Genomic DNA, 14307 nt, shown 5'->3' on the forward strand with positions numbered 1-14307 from the left:
TGCGCCGGACCCCTCGTTTGTCCCTCAGTTCGTCGGTCCGGCACCGGCGAGCGTCTCTCCGGTGATCATGTTGATCACCGCGTCGGGACTTGTTTTGTTGCGTGCGACGTCGCCCGCCACGACGCCTTGCCGGATCACCACGATCCGATCGGCGACCTGGAAGGCCTGTTGCATGATATGAGTGATTATGACGACGCCGATGCCCTGGCTCGCCACCTGGCGGATCATGTCGAGGCCGCGCCGCGTCTGCTCGACGCCAAGCGCTGCGAACGGCTCGTCGAGAAGCACCAGCTTGCCGCCGAAATGCACGAACCGGTTGAGCTCGATGGCCTGTCGCTGACCGCCCGAGAGGTGCTCGACATTGGTGCGAAGCGAGGGAATGCGGGTGCCCGCGCTTGCCAAGGCTTTTTGCACCACCTGCTCCATGGCGCGCTCGTCGAGCACTGGAATGCCGAGAACCTTCCTGGTGATCTCACGGCCCATGAAGAAATTGGCGACCACGTCGACATTGGTGCAAAGCGACAGGTCCTGGTAGACCGTCTCGATCCCCGCGGCCTTGGCCTCGGCGGGGGATTTGGCGAGGAATTCCTTGCCTTCGAACAGCATGCGGCCGGAGGACGGCTCCAGGCCGCCGGCAATGATCTTGACCAGCGTCGATTTGCCGGCGCCGTTGTCGCCCAGAAGCGCCACCACTTCGCCCTTGTCGATCGAAAAGCTGATGCCTTTCAGCGCTTCGATGGCGCCGTAATTCTTGGCTACGTTGTCGAGCACCAGCAGCGGTTCGCTCATGCTGCGATCCCCTTGTTATGCAAGAGATCCCGACCGCGTTCGCGCTCGGCGGTGAAGATCTGGCCGAAGCGCGGCGAAAGCACTCCTGAGACGGCAAGCGCGGCGGCGCCGCGCAACACCGCATGCTGGCCGCCGCGCGCGACGCGGACGCGGGGGGTCGCGCGGTCGCTTCGCGCCGAGACCGAATTGGGCAGGTGCGCGGCCGCGCCGGCAAGCCTTTCGAGCAGCTCGGTGGACGCCAGCCCGCCGAGGATGATGGTTTCGGGATCGAACAGGTTTTCGATGATGGTGACGGCGTTGCGGAAGATCGGCGCAATCTCGCTCACCCACTCGGCGTCGGCGATGTTGCGGCGCCGCAGCGCTTCGAGCGAGAGATACCGTTCGAGGCAGCCACGATTGCCGCACGGGCAGGGCTCGCCGCCCGGCACTGCGGGAATGTGGCCGATTTCACCGGCGTTTCCCCAGGCGCCGCGCAATGCCGCCCCGTCATGCACCATGACGCCGCCGAGACCGACGCCGAAATAAAGATAGTAATACTCGGAATATGCCGTTCCGAGGCCGTAGAGGCGCTCGCCGATAGCAGCCGCCGCCATATCGGTTTCGAAAAAGGCCGGCAGTCCGGTCGAGGCGGCCAGCCGCTCGCGCAGCGCCACATCCTTCCAGCCGGTCATGGTGGTCGGCCCGACAAAGCTCATGGACTCCACGCCGAACGGTCCGGGCAGCGCCATGCCAATGCCGAGAACGCGGCCACCGGGCCGCAATGCCGTCAATTCGAGCACCATGGCGCCGATCAGCTCGAAAGCGTGGTCGGGCGTTGCATTTGGGGCTTCGCGGTAGGTGCTCTCGATAACATCGCCGCTTAGGTTGATCAGGGCGGCATTGATGCCCAGCGGGGTGACGTGGATGCCGACGGCATAGCCGCCTTCCGGATTGATGCGCAGCGTTGCCGGTGGCAGGCCGCGTCCCTTGGGCTCTTCGCGCAGCGACAACACGTAACCGTGCTCTTCCAGCTCGCGAACGATGGTAGACACCGTCTGCACGGTGAGCCCGACCCGCCTGGCAATGTCGCCGCGGGCGATCGGTCCGTGAAGGCGGATGGATTCGAGCACGATACGCCGGTTATACGGCCGCCCGAACTCCTGATTGGTCCCGCGCAATGCCATGTCTGGCGCCCTCTCGAGAGAGCAGAGGTTCGCACCGAATATTTATTCAGTCAAATGGAATTCAAAAATAATTCGCCTGTGGCCAAGGCCTTCTAACGCCGGCGAATTCGCGCCCGCCGGCGGATGGGCCAACTCTGGCAATTTTCCAGTATGAAGCGCCAGCGGCTGGACGGGAGCCAGGCATGACCTTGGCCGGCATTCCGATCAGCGCCCTGAAGCCCATTTCGGAACCGGTTGTGAGCCGGCCAGGGATCGGAGTTCGTTGCGCCTTTCCGTTGCAGGGAGCATACTTCCTCTCGCCGGTCTGCGGGAGGAGATGCGATGCCGAAGCTGACCCTCGACGGGATTGATCTCGGCTATGAGGTGCGGGGCGACGGGCCGCCGGTTCTGTTCGTCCACGGCAGCGTCACGAACGGCATGATGACATGGTCCGCCCAGCAACCGCTTGCGGAGCGCTGGAAGCTGGTTGTGGTCGACCGGCCAGGATACGGATCAAGTTCCCCTGCCGAACGCGAGGATTTCGTCGTCGACGCCGGACTGGTCGCCGGATTCCTCGATCGGACGCATGACCTCTGGGACGAAAGCCGCGTCCATCTGGTCGGGCATTCCTATGGCGGCGTCATCTCTCTTCTTGCAGCAGCGATGCGCCCGCGAGCGATCCGTTCGCTCACGGTGATCGAGCCGCCGGCCTTTGACCTTGCGCGCGGGGATGTTGCCGTGAATGAACTCGTGACGCGCCTGAAGACCCACTGGCAAAGCGGACCCCGCGACGATCCCGCGCTTTTCTTGCGCCAGTTCCTCCATCTGGTCGGCTCGGCGATACAATTGCCAGACCCGCTGCCGCTCCCGCTCGCGCAAGGCGCGGCCATGCTCGTCGTCGAACGCGGGCCATGGGAGGCCGAAATTCCGCTTCGGCAACTTGCCGATGCGCCGTTCCCGAAACTGGTGGTATCCGGCGGGCACAGCGCAGCATTCGACGCCGTCTGCGACGTGCTCGAAAACGTGCTTGGTGCCGATCATGCCGTGATCGCCGGCGCGGGGCACAGCGTTCAGCAGACCGGTGAGCCGTTCAACCGGCGGCTCGGCGCGTTCATGGCTGCTGCTGAGGGCTGAAAGCGATCTATCTTTGATATTGCCTGGCGGGCGGTTGGCCGCGCGCTAGGCTTCACGCCGAATGAATCGCCAGCTCTACAGATACCGCTCGACCTTCTTGCCGACGGTCAAAAACCGCAGCGGATCGATTGCCTCGCCGTTGTGGCGGACCTCGTAATGCAGATGCGGGCCGGTTGAGCGGCCGCTGTTGCCGGTCTTGCCGATGATGTCTCCGGCATCGAGCTTCTGTCCGACGGCGACGTCGATTTCGCTGAGATGCCCGTAACGCGTTACAAAACCGTTGCCGTGGTCGACCTCGATCATGCGGCCGTAGCCGCCGTTCCAGCCGGCCTTGACGACAACGCCGGCTGCCGTGACCTTGGCTGGCATACCGACCGGCGCCCTGAAATCCATGCCGGAATGCAAGGCGGCCGTGCCGAGGATGGGGTCGGTGCGCACGCCGAATGGGCTGGTAACGCTGCGGCCGGGGGCGGGGTTGGCGAGCGGCAGCCGGCGCGCTTCCTTTTTAAGATGATCCAGCGCGTCAAGAGCCTCGTCCAACTCCTTGACCTTGCTGTCGAAGACCAACGAGCTGTCGAGTGGTATCAGCGGGCCGCCAACGTCGCTCTTTTCGAATTCGCTATCGACGGGCAGGCCGGCGGCCTCGAGCGCCTGCGAGATCGCGTCGGCGCTTTTGTAGGCATTGTCGGCAAGTGTAGCGATGCGGGTGAGCTGCTGGCTCTCGATGGCCTTCAGCGAGTTGTTGATCGAAACGAAGAGCTTGTCTGCCCGGTCGGCCGCGCTTTCGCTCGGCAGCGGATCGGCGCGGGTCGACCACAGCGAGAACGGCCTGGTGTCGTCAACGCCCACAGGAGCGGCAAGGCTGGCGACAGTATACGCCGTCGGCTGGATACTCCCGGTCGCGTCGGCATGTTCGTCCGGCTTTGCCGCCGGCACGGGCGGCGTTGCGACCTCGTTTTCGGCTCGTTCGAGGATCGGGCCGAGGCGGCCGTGACGCAGGCTGAGCTGGCTCTGCCGTTCCAGCAGCTCGCTGACCTTGGTTTCCATCAGTTGCTGATCGAGTAGCTGGCGGCTGGTGATGCGGTCGACCTGGCTGCGCAGTGCCGAGATGCGGTCTTCGTAGGCCTGCTGCATGCGCGCCTGCCGCGCCGTCGTGGCACCGATCAGATCGTCGCGCAGCACCAGATAGGAGGTCGCCAGCAGGTAGCCAATGACGATCGCCGCCAGCGCCGAGCCGCAAAATGCCGCAAGCCACGGGCGTATGGTGAAATGCCTTATCTGGTCGCCCCGGGCGATGATGACCGTGTGGGGCTCTTTGCGTCTGCCGAAGACCGCTGACTGACTGGCTACGTTCACGGGACCAAGCTTTCGTTACGACACCAACGACGAGCCTGATTACACATTATTAGGGTTAACAAAGTTTTGCCGGATCGAACGACAGGCAAAGGTCTTCGCGCAAAACGGGTATCGAATTGCAGCGGCCTGGCGCAGCTCTCAAAGGGCGTGAACCGCCTCCAGCACTTCTTCGGCGTGCCCCTTGACGCGGACGTTGCGCCAGATCCTGGCGATGCGTCCGTCCCGGCCAATTAGGAACGTCGCCCGCTCGACGCCCATATAGGTGCGGCCGTAGAGCTTCTTTTCTACCCACAAATGGTAAGCCTCGATCACTTTGCGCTCTTCGTCGGCGACAAGGTCGACGCTCAGATCGTATTTCGCCTTGAATTTGTCGTGTTTCTTGACGCTGTCCGGCGAGAGCCCGATGACGACAGCGCCGGCCTTTTCGAACTCCGGCTTCAACTGCGAAAAGCCGATCGCCTCGTTGGTGCAGCCTGTGGTGTCGTCCTGTGGGTAGAAATAGAGTACGATGGGTTTTCCCAGCAATGCGGCGAGGCTGAGTGAACCGCCGCCGTCGCGCGGAAGATCGAACTGCGGCGCAACATCGCCCACGTCGAGGTCAGCCATATCGATGCCCTTGTTTGAGGTTACGCGCCAGGCTGCATCGATATAATGTCGAGCGGGGATTCGTCCACGATCGAATTCGTTTCAACGGAAGATTGCGTGGATCAGGAGCTACCGCAGCACGAGAAGATCAGGTTCAGGCGTGACGAGATCACCGACCTGGGAACCTTTCCGTCCGCGTGCCGCGTCCCGCCGCTCGGCCAGGCGTCGATCGGTCGCGGCGTCCGTATGATGGCGCGGCTGTTTGCCGGCCTTGTCGCCCTTGTGTTGCTGGCTGCCGCCGGCGTCTATGCGATCGGCGTGTCCGGCTTCGGCTCGGAGCGGCTTCGCGCGGAAGCCGAAACGGCAATCGAGAAATTGGCCGGCTTCGATGTCGACGTTGCCGTCGGGCCGGCACGGCTGACGCTTGACGGGTCGAGCTTCATTGCGCTGCAGGTCAGCGACGTCAGCCTCAAGACCGCCGACGGAAAACCAATGGCCGATGCAGGCCGGGTCCGCTTCGGCATCCGGCTGATCCCGTTGCTTTCGGGCGAGGTACGGCTGACCAGCGCCCGGATTTCCGACGCGCACATCGTCATGGCGGCAATGCCGTCCGGCGGCGACTGGACGGCCGAGCTGCGCAACCAGGACGGCCTCATCGATCCGGAAAAACTTTCCGCCGCCGTCTTCGCCAACCTCAACCGCGCGCTCGACGCGGTGCGCGAGGATTCGATGCGCCAGATCGATCTGCGCAACGTCGAACTGGCACTGCCCGAGACCGGATCCGTCAAGTCGGTCACCATCGCCGAGGCCTCCGTCTCGCAGTCGGGACCGGGAAGCATGGAGTTTTCATCCGACGCGGATGTCGACGGCAGGGCGCTTACCATCGCCGCTTCCGCCACCCGCGATCCGGCGACGCGACGCATCACCACGCTGGACGCCAGCATCCAGGCAGCGGATGCCGACACTGCGGCAGGTGGCAAATTGGGTGCGATCGCCTTGAAGCTGGCGGGGTCGGAAGGGACCGGCGACAACGGTTCGCGGCTGACCGCTGCCCTGTCACTGACCGGATCGGTGCTCGATCTCGGTTCGCGCGGCCTGCTTCCGGCCGACATCGATCTCGATGCAACACTCGTCGCCGGGTCGAACAAAATCCAGGTCGACAGTTTGCTGGTGAAAACCGGCCGCTCGACCTTCGATTTCGCCGGTTCGATCGGGCCGAAGCCGGCTACCGGCGCAGCGGGCGAGGAGCCATCCTATCGTTACGACCTGACCAGCGACGGTTCGACCCTGGCGCCTTCCGATTCGCCGGAGCCGGCACTCAGCTTCATTGCCCGTATCGCCGGCGTCTACCAGCCGACGAGCCAAAAGCTGGTCGCCGAGCAGATCGGCGTCCGGTCCGGACCGGGCAGCGAAGTGCTGGGCACGGCTTCGGTTTCATTCGTCGCCAACCAGGCGCCGGGCATATCGGTGGCGCTCAATGTCCACGACATGCCGGTCTCGCACGTCAAGCAATTATGGCCATGGTTTTCGGCGCGCAATGCCAGGCTGTGGGTGCTTAAGAACCTGTTCGGCGGCCGCGTCGTCGATGGCAGCCTGCAGTTCCAGGTCGTGCCCGGACGGCTCGGCAACGGCGTGCCGCTTTCCGCCGATGAAGTGTTCGGCCGATTCCAGGTCGAAGGATCGCGCTTCGACACGGCCGGCCGCATTCCGCCGATCCGCGATGCCGTTGGCGTCGTCGGCTTCCACGGCAATGACGTCGACGTCGCGCTGTCGTCGGGCAGCGTCTATATGCCGAGCGGCCGCACGGTGGCGGCGAGCAACGGCACGCTCACCGTCAAGGCGGCGAACCATCCGCCGGTGATCGGCGCGCTCGACATCGATGTCGCCGGCGAGGCGCCGGCAATCGCCGAGCTGGCATCCTTTGACCCGATCAACGCCATGCGCCATGTTGGCCTGCTGCCGGACGACCTGTCCGGCGCGGTGACCGGCCACGTCAAGGCCGATATTCCCCTGCAGTCCGGTGTCGACTCTTCCAAACTCGATTGGCTGGTGGCGCTCGACTACAAGGACCTGTCGCTGGGCAAGCCGTTCGAGGGCCAGACGGTCAGCCATGCCGATGGCTCGATCACCGTCGCGCCCGACCGGGCGGTGATCTCGGCGAAGGCGCTGCTCAACGGCATTCCGGCCGAGCTCGACCTGATCGAGCCGCTCAGGGATGGCGGCCCGCCGCGCAGTCGTAAAGTGGCGCTGGTGCTCGACGACAAGACGCGCGCCACCGCCATGCCTGGCCTGTCGACGCTGCTTTCCGGAACCATCAAGGTGGCGATCGACAAGAGTGGCACCGGCAACCAGAACGTGTCGGCCGACCTGACCAATGCCAGGCTGGGCATTCCCTGGGCCGGCTGGAGCAAGGGCCCCGGCATTCCCGCCAAGGTCGTCTTCGCCATGGCGAAGACCGGCGACACCACGACGTTGTCCAATTTCGAACTCGACGGCAAGAGCTTCTCCATCGACGGCAGCGCCGTGCTGGTCAACGGCGCCTTGTCCTCGGCCCGGTTCAGCAAGGTCACGTTGAACAGGGGCGACGACGTCGCCGTCTCGGTGAAGCGGTCGGGCAAGGCCTATGCGGTCGAGGTCAGCGGCAGCGCGCTGGACGCACGCTCGCTGATCAAGCAATTCACGTCCGACGTCGACACCGCCACCAAGACCACTGGCGTCGATGCGATCTCGGTCAGCGCCGACGTCAGTTCCCTGACCGGCTTCCACGACGAGGTGCTGTCGAATTTGAAGCTCGACTACAGCGCCGCCGGCTCCCGGGTGAACGGGCTCAAGGTGAGCGCCACGGCAAGTTCGGGAGCCGCCATCACCATCAGCAACACGACCGGCGGCGGCCTGCGCACGCTCAACATGAAGTCGGCCGACGCCGGCGCCATACTGCGCTTCCTCAATATCTACGAGCATATGGAAGGCGGCTCGATAACGCTGGCGCTGACCGGGGCCGGCGACGGGCCGATGAAAGGCCAGGTCGACGCCAAGAACTTCTTTATCGTCAATGAGCCGAAGCTCGCCTCGATCGTGTCGACGACGCCGGCCGGCGACAACCGCAGCCTCAACGAAGCGGTCAAAGGCAATCTCGACACGTCGAGGGTGAAGTTCGAGCGCGGTTTCAGCGAAATCGACAAGGGCAGCGGCTATCTGAAGCTGCGCAACGGCGTGCTGCGCGGCTCGCGCATCGGCACCACCTTCCAGGGCACGCTCTACGACCAGAACAACAATATGGACATGACCGGCACGTTCATGCCGGCCTACGGCGTAAACCGCATCTTCGGCGAACTGCCGCTGATCGGCGCACTGCTCGGCAACGGCCGCGACCGCGGCCTGATCGGCGTCACCTACAGGCTCAAGGGCAACGCCAACAAGCCGAACCTAGAGGTCAATCCGCTATCGGTGATAGCGCCCGGGATATTCCGGTCGATCTTCGAGTATCGCTGAGGCGGGTAGGGTAGGCGGGTGAACAACGACGCTCTGTAGCGATCCTTCGCGCCCCCCTCTGTCCTGCCGGCGTCAACAGCAGCGTAGCGTCAGACCGGCCGCACCAGAACGTGCTTCTTCTTGCCGAGCGACAGTTTCGCGACGTTTCCCGGCCCAAGGTCCTGCAGCGTCACCATCCTGCGATCGTCGGAAACTGGCTGGTCGTTGAGGCGCACGGCGCCGCCCTGGATATGCCGCCGTGCCTCGCCGTTGGACACAGCCAGCCCGGCGGTGACGAACAGCGACAATATGCCGACGCCGGCTTCAAGATCGGCCCTGCCCACCTCGACGGTTGGCAGTGTTTCGGCCAGCGCCCCTTCTTCGAACGTCTTACGCGCCGTTTCGCTGGCCTCCTCTGCCGCCTCGCGGCCATGCAGCATGGCGGTGATTTCGGTGGCGAGGATCTTCTTGGCTTCGTTGATCTCCGAGCCGCCGAGCCGTTCGAGGCGTGCGACCTCGGCGAGTGGCAGGGTCGTGTAGAGCTTCAGGAAACGGCCGACATCGGCATCGTCGGTGTTGCGCCAGTATTGCCAGAACTCGTACGGGCTCAGCATCTCCGCATCGAGCCAGACCGCGCCCGAGGCCGACTTGCCCATCTTGGCGCCGGAGGAGGTGGTGAGCAGCGGCGTCGTCAGCGCATAAAGCTGCGCGCCTTCCATGCGATGGCCGAGGTCGATGCCGTTGACGATGTTGCCCCACTGGTCGGAGCCGCCCATCTGCAGCCGGCAGCCGAGACGCTTGTAGAGCTCGACGAAGTCATAGGCCTGCAGGATCATGTAGTTGAATTCGAGGAACGACAGCGACTGCTCGCGGTCCAGCCGGAGCTTGACCGAATCGAAGGCCAGCATGCGGTTGACCGAAAAATGCCGGCCGACATCGCGCAGGAAATTGACGTAGTTGATGTCCATCAGCCAGTCGGCATTGTTGATCATGACGGCGTCGTTGGGGCCGCTGCCGAATTTGAGGTAGGGCGTGAAGTTGCGGCGGATGCCGGCGAGATTGTCCTCTATATCCTGCGGCGTCAAAAGCTTGCGCGCCTCGTCCTTGAACGACGGATCGCCGATCATCGAGGTGCCGCCGCCCATCAGCGCGATCGGCCGGTGGCCGGTCTGCTGCAGCCAGTAAAGCATCATGATCTGGATCAGCGACCCGGCATGTAGGCTTCTGGCGGTGGCGTCGAAGCCGATATAGGCGCTCACCGTTTCCGTGGCGAAAAGCTGGTCGAGGGCGGCATCGTCCGAGGTCTGGTGGATGAAACCGCGCTCGCTCATCGTGCGCAGGAAATCGGATTTGAAGGCGGACATTTTCTTTCCCGAAAGGCTTCCGGCCGAATGCGGCTCGGCTATGCATGAAGGCGGGCGTTTAGCACTCAAGCGCGATCAGCAAAAGTGGAATCCGGTTTTGCGACACCCTCTTCCCTTCTCCCCTTGTGGGAGAAGGTGGATTGGCGCGCAGCGCCAAGACGGATGAGGGGTGTTGGACGGAGTGCGGAGGGAGCCAAGCTGGAACACCCCTCATCCGACCTCGCTTCGCGCGGCCACCTTCTCCCACAAGGGGAGAAGGGAGAACCCCCAAGCGTGCGGCCTGCTTGCGTCCTCGTTTCGGCTGGCGTAATGAGGCGCCGCCAACGGGTTTCATCCGCTGGACCGCGCGGCATCGATCGAATGCCATATCCTGTGACAGAGTCGAGATGCCGGAGATATCCATCGTCATTCCTTGCCGGAACGAGGCGGCGAACCTGCCGCTTCTGCTCGACGAGATCGGCGCCGCGATGGCCGGGCGCGACTTCGAGGTCATCGTCGTCGACGATGGCTCGACCGACGACACGCCTTCGGTGCTTGCCGCACAAGCAGCGCTTCGCCGGTTTCCGCTGCGCCATCTCAGGCATCAGAAATCCGCTGGCCAGTCGCTCTCGGTGCGTTCGGGCGCCTGGGCGGCGCGCGGCGATATCGTCGCCACCATCGACGGCGACGGCCAGAACGACCCCGGTTATATCCCAGTGTTGATAGACGCGCTGCGGCAGGCTGGTCCCGATGTCGGGGCCGCGCAGGGACAGCGTCTGAAGCGCCGCGACAGCAAGATCAAGCAGCTGGCGTCGCGTTTCGCCAACGGGCTGAGAAAGGCCATCCTGCACGACGAGACGCGGGATACCGGCTGCGGCCTCAAGGCGATCCATACCGACATTTTGAGGAAATTGCCGTTCTTCGACGGCACCCACCGCTTTGTTCCGGCGCTGGTCATCCAGGAGGGCTACCGCGTCGTCCATTGCGACGTCGTCGATCGCTCCCGCCGTCACGGCAAATCGAATTACGGCATCTTCGATCGCGGCCTGCAGGGCGTGCTTGATCTTGCCGGCGTCTGGTGGCTGCGCCGCAGGCGCCGCAGAATGCCCAAAGTAGAGGAAATCAGGCATGGGTAACGTGCTTCAGGAATTGGCGACCTGGCTTCACGATGTTTTCGTCAAGCAATTCGATGCCTGGGTTCTGCTCGGCTTCGTCGCCCAGTTCTTCTTCACCATGCGCTTTCTGGTGCAGTGGGTGGCGTCGGAAAAGGCCAAGCGCAGCGTCGTGCCGATCGCCTTCTGGTTCTTTTCGCTGTTCGGCGGCGGCCTGCTGCTGATCTACGCCATCCAGCGTCAGGATCCGGTGTTCATCGCCGGCCAGGCCATGGGCCTGTTGATCTATATCCGCAATCTCTGGCTGATCGCCAACGAGCGCAAGACGGCGATGACGAAGGTCGATTGAGCCCTCGACCGGCCTGAAACCGGTCGAGCAAGCAATCCAGATTACTTGCCGTCCAGCCCGCCGTAAGACCTTACCAGTCGGACCATGTCGGCCGAATCGGCAGTCTCGCTCTCGAGCCCCTCGGCGACACCGACGCGGTCGGCGGCCGGGCGGTTCTGGCTGACTTTCCATTTGCCGCTGATTTCGGTGATTTCGATCTCCAGGCCGACGATGCCTTTGATCTGTGACTGGATGAAGGGTGCCGGCGCGTCGGTCACCGCCCACGGCGCCGAGCGGCTGCCCTCCTGCGACATCGTCAGATCGGAAATCTGCTCGGCCAGCCAATCCTGGTCTTCGATCACCGTGACGATGCCGCGCACCTGGACGATGGCGTAGTTCCAGGTCGGTACCACCTTGCCGGTTTCACGCTTGGTCTCGTACCAGGACGGCGTCACATAGGCATCGGCGCCCTGGAAGACGACCAGCACCCGCGCCAGGGGATTGTCGGCCAAAAGCCGCCATTGCGGATTGGCCTTGGCCAAATGGGCGCGGAGCCTGCCGTTCGGTGGCACATCCGCGTCTAGAAGAAAGGGAATCGCGTTGGCGACCGGCCCCTCGACGCCGTTCGACACCAGCAGGCCAAGCGGATGCGCCCGGATCAGCCCGTGCAGGACGTCCTGCCGTGTTTCCTGGAAGTGAGGCGGTTGGTACATCGCCGATTATCTCAGCCGCTTCGGCCGTGGGTCGGACAATTCCCCGGCCAGCCGGCGATCGAGGTAGTCGGCGCATTCCTCGATCAGAAGCTCCGCATGGTTGGCAAAGAAATGGTTGGCGCCGGGCAAGGTCTTCTGGGTGATGGTAATGCCCTTTTGCGTGTGCAGCTTGTCGACCAGCCCCTGCACGTCCTTGGGCGGCGCGACCTTGTCGGCGTCGCCGTGGATGATCAGGCCGGACGACGGGCATGGCGCCAGGAACGAGAAATCATAGGTATTGGGCTGCGGCGCGACCGAGATGAAGCCCTCGATCTCCGGCCGGCGCATCAGAAGCTGCATGCCGATCCACGAGCCGAACGAATAGCCGGCAACCCAGCAGCTCTTGGAATCCGGATGCAGCGACTGCACCCAGTCGAGCGCCGCGGCGGCGTCGGACAATTCGCCGGTGCCGTGGTCGAACTCGCCCTGGCTGCGGCCGATGCCGCGGAAATTGAAGCGCAGCGTGGTGAAATTGCGCTTCTGGAACATGTAGAAGAGGTCGTAGACGATCTTGTTGTTCATCGTCCCGCCGAACTGGGGGTGCGGGTGCAGGACGATGGCAATCGGCGCGCTCTTTTCCTTCGAGGGCTGATAGCGACCCTCCAGACGGCCGGCCGGACCGGTGAAAATGACCTCAGGCATGAAATACTCCACTTGGTATAAATTTGCGCGGCGCCCGGAACAACTCTTCCTCTGGCCCCAGTCTTCCTCTGGCCCCAGTCTTCCCTAGGCCCCAGTCTTCCCTAGGCCTTGACGCAGGGCGGGCGTCTTTCTAGAAGCTAGTTTAGAATTGTTCAAAACTGGGGGGCCAAAGACTGTGGCTCGGCCACCCACGCCGCAAGCCGCGTAAATAGGACGTCTTGCCTTGCAATTTCAAGGAAATAACGCGCTATCTTCGCGGAACGGCTTTTGAAGGGACCAGTTGGACGGAAATGGCCGGAGCACGCGCCTATCTCGACTACAATGCCAGCGCGCCGCTGCTTGCCTCGGCGCGCGCGGCGGTGGTCGCTGCGCTCGACGTCGCCGCCAACCCGTCCTCGGTCCATGCCGAGGGCCGCGCTGCACGGCGGCTGATCGAGGATGCCAGGCGCGACGTGGCGCGACTGGTCAGCGCCAAAGCCGAGCATGTCGTATTCACCTCCGGCGCGACGGAAGCGGCCTCGACGCTGCTGACGCCGGACTGGCAGATGGGGCGCGGTGCTGTCCGTATGAGCCGGCTCTATGTGTCCGAGGCCGATCATCCTTGCCTGCTGAACGGCGGGCGCTTCCCAGCGGCGCAGGTGACACGGATCGGCGTCGACGCCGACGGCGTCGTCAGGCTCGACGTTTTGGCCGAGGCTCTCGTCCAGCATGACAAGGTCGAAGGCTTGCCGCTGGTGGCCATCCACGCTGCCAACAATGAAACCGGCGTGATCCAGCCGGTCGGCCGCATTGCCGAAATCGTCAAGGCGGCGGGTGGCATCCTGGTTGTCGATGCCGTGCAGGCGGCCGGCCGCATTCCGCTCGATATGTCAGCGGGTTACGCAGACTATCTGATTCTCTCGTCGCACAAGATCGGCGGCTCAAAGGGCGTCGGCGCCATTGTCGCGGCGTCGGACCTGATGATGCCAAAGCCGCTGGTCAGCGGCGGTGGCCAGGAAAAAGGCCATCGCGGCGGCACCGAAAACCTGGCGGCGATTGCCGGGTTTGGCGCGGCGGCGCGCGAGGCGTCTGCCGGCTTGCAAACGATCGAAACGGTGCGGCAGCGTCGCGACGAAATCGAGGCGATCGTGAAAACGCTTGTTCCGGACGCCGAAATCTTCGGGATCGGCGCGCCAAGGCTTGCCAATACGACATTCTTCGCTATTGCCGGCATCAAGGCCGAGACGGCGCAGATTGCCTTCGACCTGGCCGGTGTGGCGCTGTCGGCGGGATCGGCCTGTTCGTCGGGCAAGGTCGGCCCGAGCCATGTGCTGAAAGCCATGGGTTATGGTGACGGCCTCGGCGCGTTGCGCGTGTCCGTCGGCCACGCGACCAGCGCTGAAGATATCGAGCTGTTCCGTTCGGCGCTGGCGACGATCGTCGCGCGCCAAGCCGGTAAGGAAAAGGCAAGCAGGGAACGAGCCGCCTGAGCGCGGCAGACGAAATGTAGGGCCTTGCGGCCTGGTAGAGCCGTGCGTTCGCATTTGGCCGGGTGAATTTCCGGCATGAACGCACTATATGAAACTTACGCCGCCTCCGGTGCCTGATGGGTGCTCGTTTGCGGTGCCATAGTTTGAAAACTGCCGGGCCTTGACCCCGGCGTGGATGGAGAAC

Annotated in this window: 12 protein-coding genes; 5 read left to right on the forward strand and 7 right to left on the reverse strand. The window is 63.9% G+C overall.

Annotated elements, in window-relative coordinates; all coding sequences use genetic code 11:
* Window positions 1-24: 24 nt before the first annotated feature.
* Window positions 25-789, reverse strand: coding sequence for an ATP-binding cassette domain-containing protein (locus NKI47_RS13475; protein ID WP_352456627.1), 765 nt, complete (start codon window positions 787-789; stop codon window positions 25-27).
* Window positions 786-1952 (reverse strand): ROK family transcriptional regulator, encoded by a 1167-nt coding sequence (locus NKI47_RS13480; protein ID WP_352590629.1) that lies wholly within the window; start codon window positions 1950-1952, stop codon window positions 786-788. The genes NKI47_RS13475 and NKI47_RS13480 overlap by 4 nt, the downstream gene beginning before the upstream one ends.
* Window positions 1953-2273: 321 nt before the next feature.
* Between NKI47_RS13480 and NKI47_RS13485 the strand changes: the two genes are divergently transcribed.
* Window positions 2274-3065, forward strand: a complete 792-nt coding sequence (locus tag NKI47_RS13485) for an alpha/beta fold hydrolase (RefSeq protein ID WP_352590632.1) — start codon at window positions 2274-2276, stop codon at window positions 3063-3065.
* A 75-nt stretch (window positions 3066-3140) separates the two neighbouring features.
* Here NKI47_RS13485 and NKI47_RS13490 read toward each other — a convergent pair whose 3' ends face one another.
* Complete coding sequence (locus NKI47_RS13490) at window positions 3141-4421, reverse strand: M23 family metallopeptidase (RefSeq protein WP_352571435.1); 1281 nt, start codon at window positions 4419-4421, stop codon at window positions 3141-3143.
* 138 nt (window positions 4422-4559) lie between these two features.
* Window positions 4560-5027: a peroxiredoxin gene (locus tag NKI47_RS13495; protein ID WP_352571434.1), complete on the reverse strand. Its 468-nt coding sequence runs from the start codon at window positions 5025-5027 to the stop codon at window positions 4560-4562.
* Window positions 5028-5123: 96 nt separating this feature from the next.
* Between NKI47_RS13495 and NKI47_RS13500 the strand changes: the two genes are divergently transcribed.
* Window positions 5124-8498 carry a hypothetical protein gene (locus NKI47_RS13500; protein WP_352590636.1) on the forward strand — a complete coding sequence of 1125 codons (3375 nt, stop codon included), beginning with the start codon at window positions 5124-5126 and terminating at the stop codon, window positions 8496-8498.
* 89 nt (window positions 8499-8587) lie between these two features.
* Here the strand turns inward: NKI47_RS13500 and tyrS are convergent, their stop codons facing one another.
* Complete coding sequence (gene tyrS, locus NKI47_RS13505; protein WP_352590639.1) at window positions 8588-9841, reverse strand: tyrosine--tRNA ligase; 1254 nt, start codon at window positions 9839-9841, stop codon at window positions 8588-8590.
* 386 nt (window positions 9842-10227) lie between these two features.
* Between tyrS and NKI47_RS13510 the strand changes: the two genes are divergently transcribed.
* Both NKI47_RS13510 and NKI47_RS13515 read left to right on the forward strand, forming a co-directional pair.
* Window positions 10228-10956, forward strand: a complete 729-nt coding sequence (locus tag NKI47_RS13510) for a glycosyltransferase family 2 protein (protein ID WP_031211231.1) — start codon at window positions 10228-10230, stop codon at window positions 10954-10956.
* A complete protein-coding gene (locus tag NKI47_RS13515; RefSeq protein WP_352458432.1) occupies window positions 10949-11281 on the forward strand; it encodes a lipid-A-disaccharide synthase N-terminal domain-containing protein in 333 nt (110 codons plus the stop codon). Before NKI47_RS13510 ends, NKI47_RS13515 begins: the two co-directional genes overlap by 8 nt.
* A gap of 41 nt (window positions 11282-11322) precedes the next feature.
* Here the strand turns inward: NKI47_RS13515 and NKI47_RS13520 are convergent, their stop codons facing one another.
* Both NKI47_RS13520 and NKI47_RS13525 read right to left on the reverse strand, forming a co-directional pair.
* Window positions 11323-11973: an FMN-binding negative transcriptional regulator gene (locus NKI47_RS13520; RefSeq protein WP_352458431.1), complete on the reverse strand. Its 651-nt coding sequence runs from the start codon at window positions 11971-11973 to the stop codon at window positions 11323-11325.
* Window positions 11974-11979: 6 nt separating this feature from the next.
* Window positions 11980-12654, reverse strand: a complete 675-nt coding sequence (locus NKI47_RS13525; RefSeq protein WP_023674683.1) for an alpha/beta hydrolase — start codon at window positions 12652-12654, stop codon at window positions 11980-11982.
* A gap of 290 nt (window positions 12655-12944) precedes the next feature.
* Between NKI47_RS13525 and NKI47_RS13530 the strand changes: the two genes are divergently transcribed.
* Window positions 12945-14123 (forward strand): cysteine desulfurase family protein, encoded by a 1179-nt coding sequence (locus NKI47_RS13530; protein WP_352590643.1) that lies wholly within the window; start codon window positions 12945-12947, stop codon window positions 14121-14123.
* Window positions 14124-14307 lie beyond the last annotated feature (184 nt).

Origin of the sequence: Mesorhizobium sp. M0633 (genome assembly GCF_040320645.1) — a bacterium.
GTDB lineage: Bacteria > Pseudomonadota > Alphaproteobacteria > Rhizobiales > Rhizobiaceae > Mesorhizobium.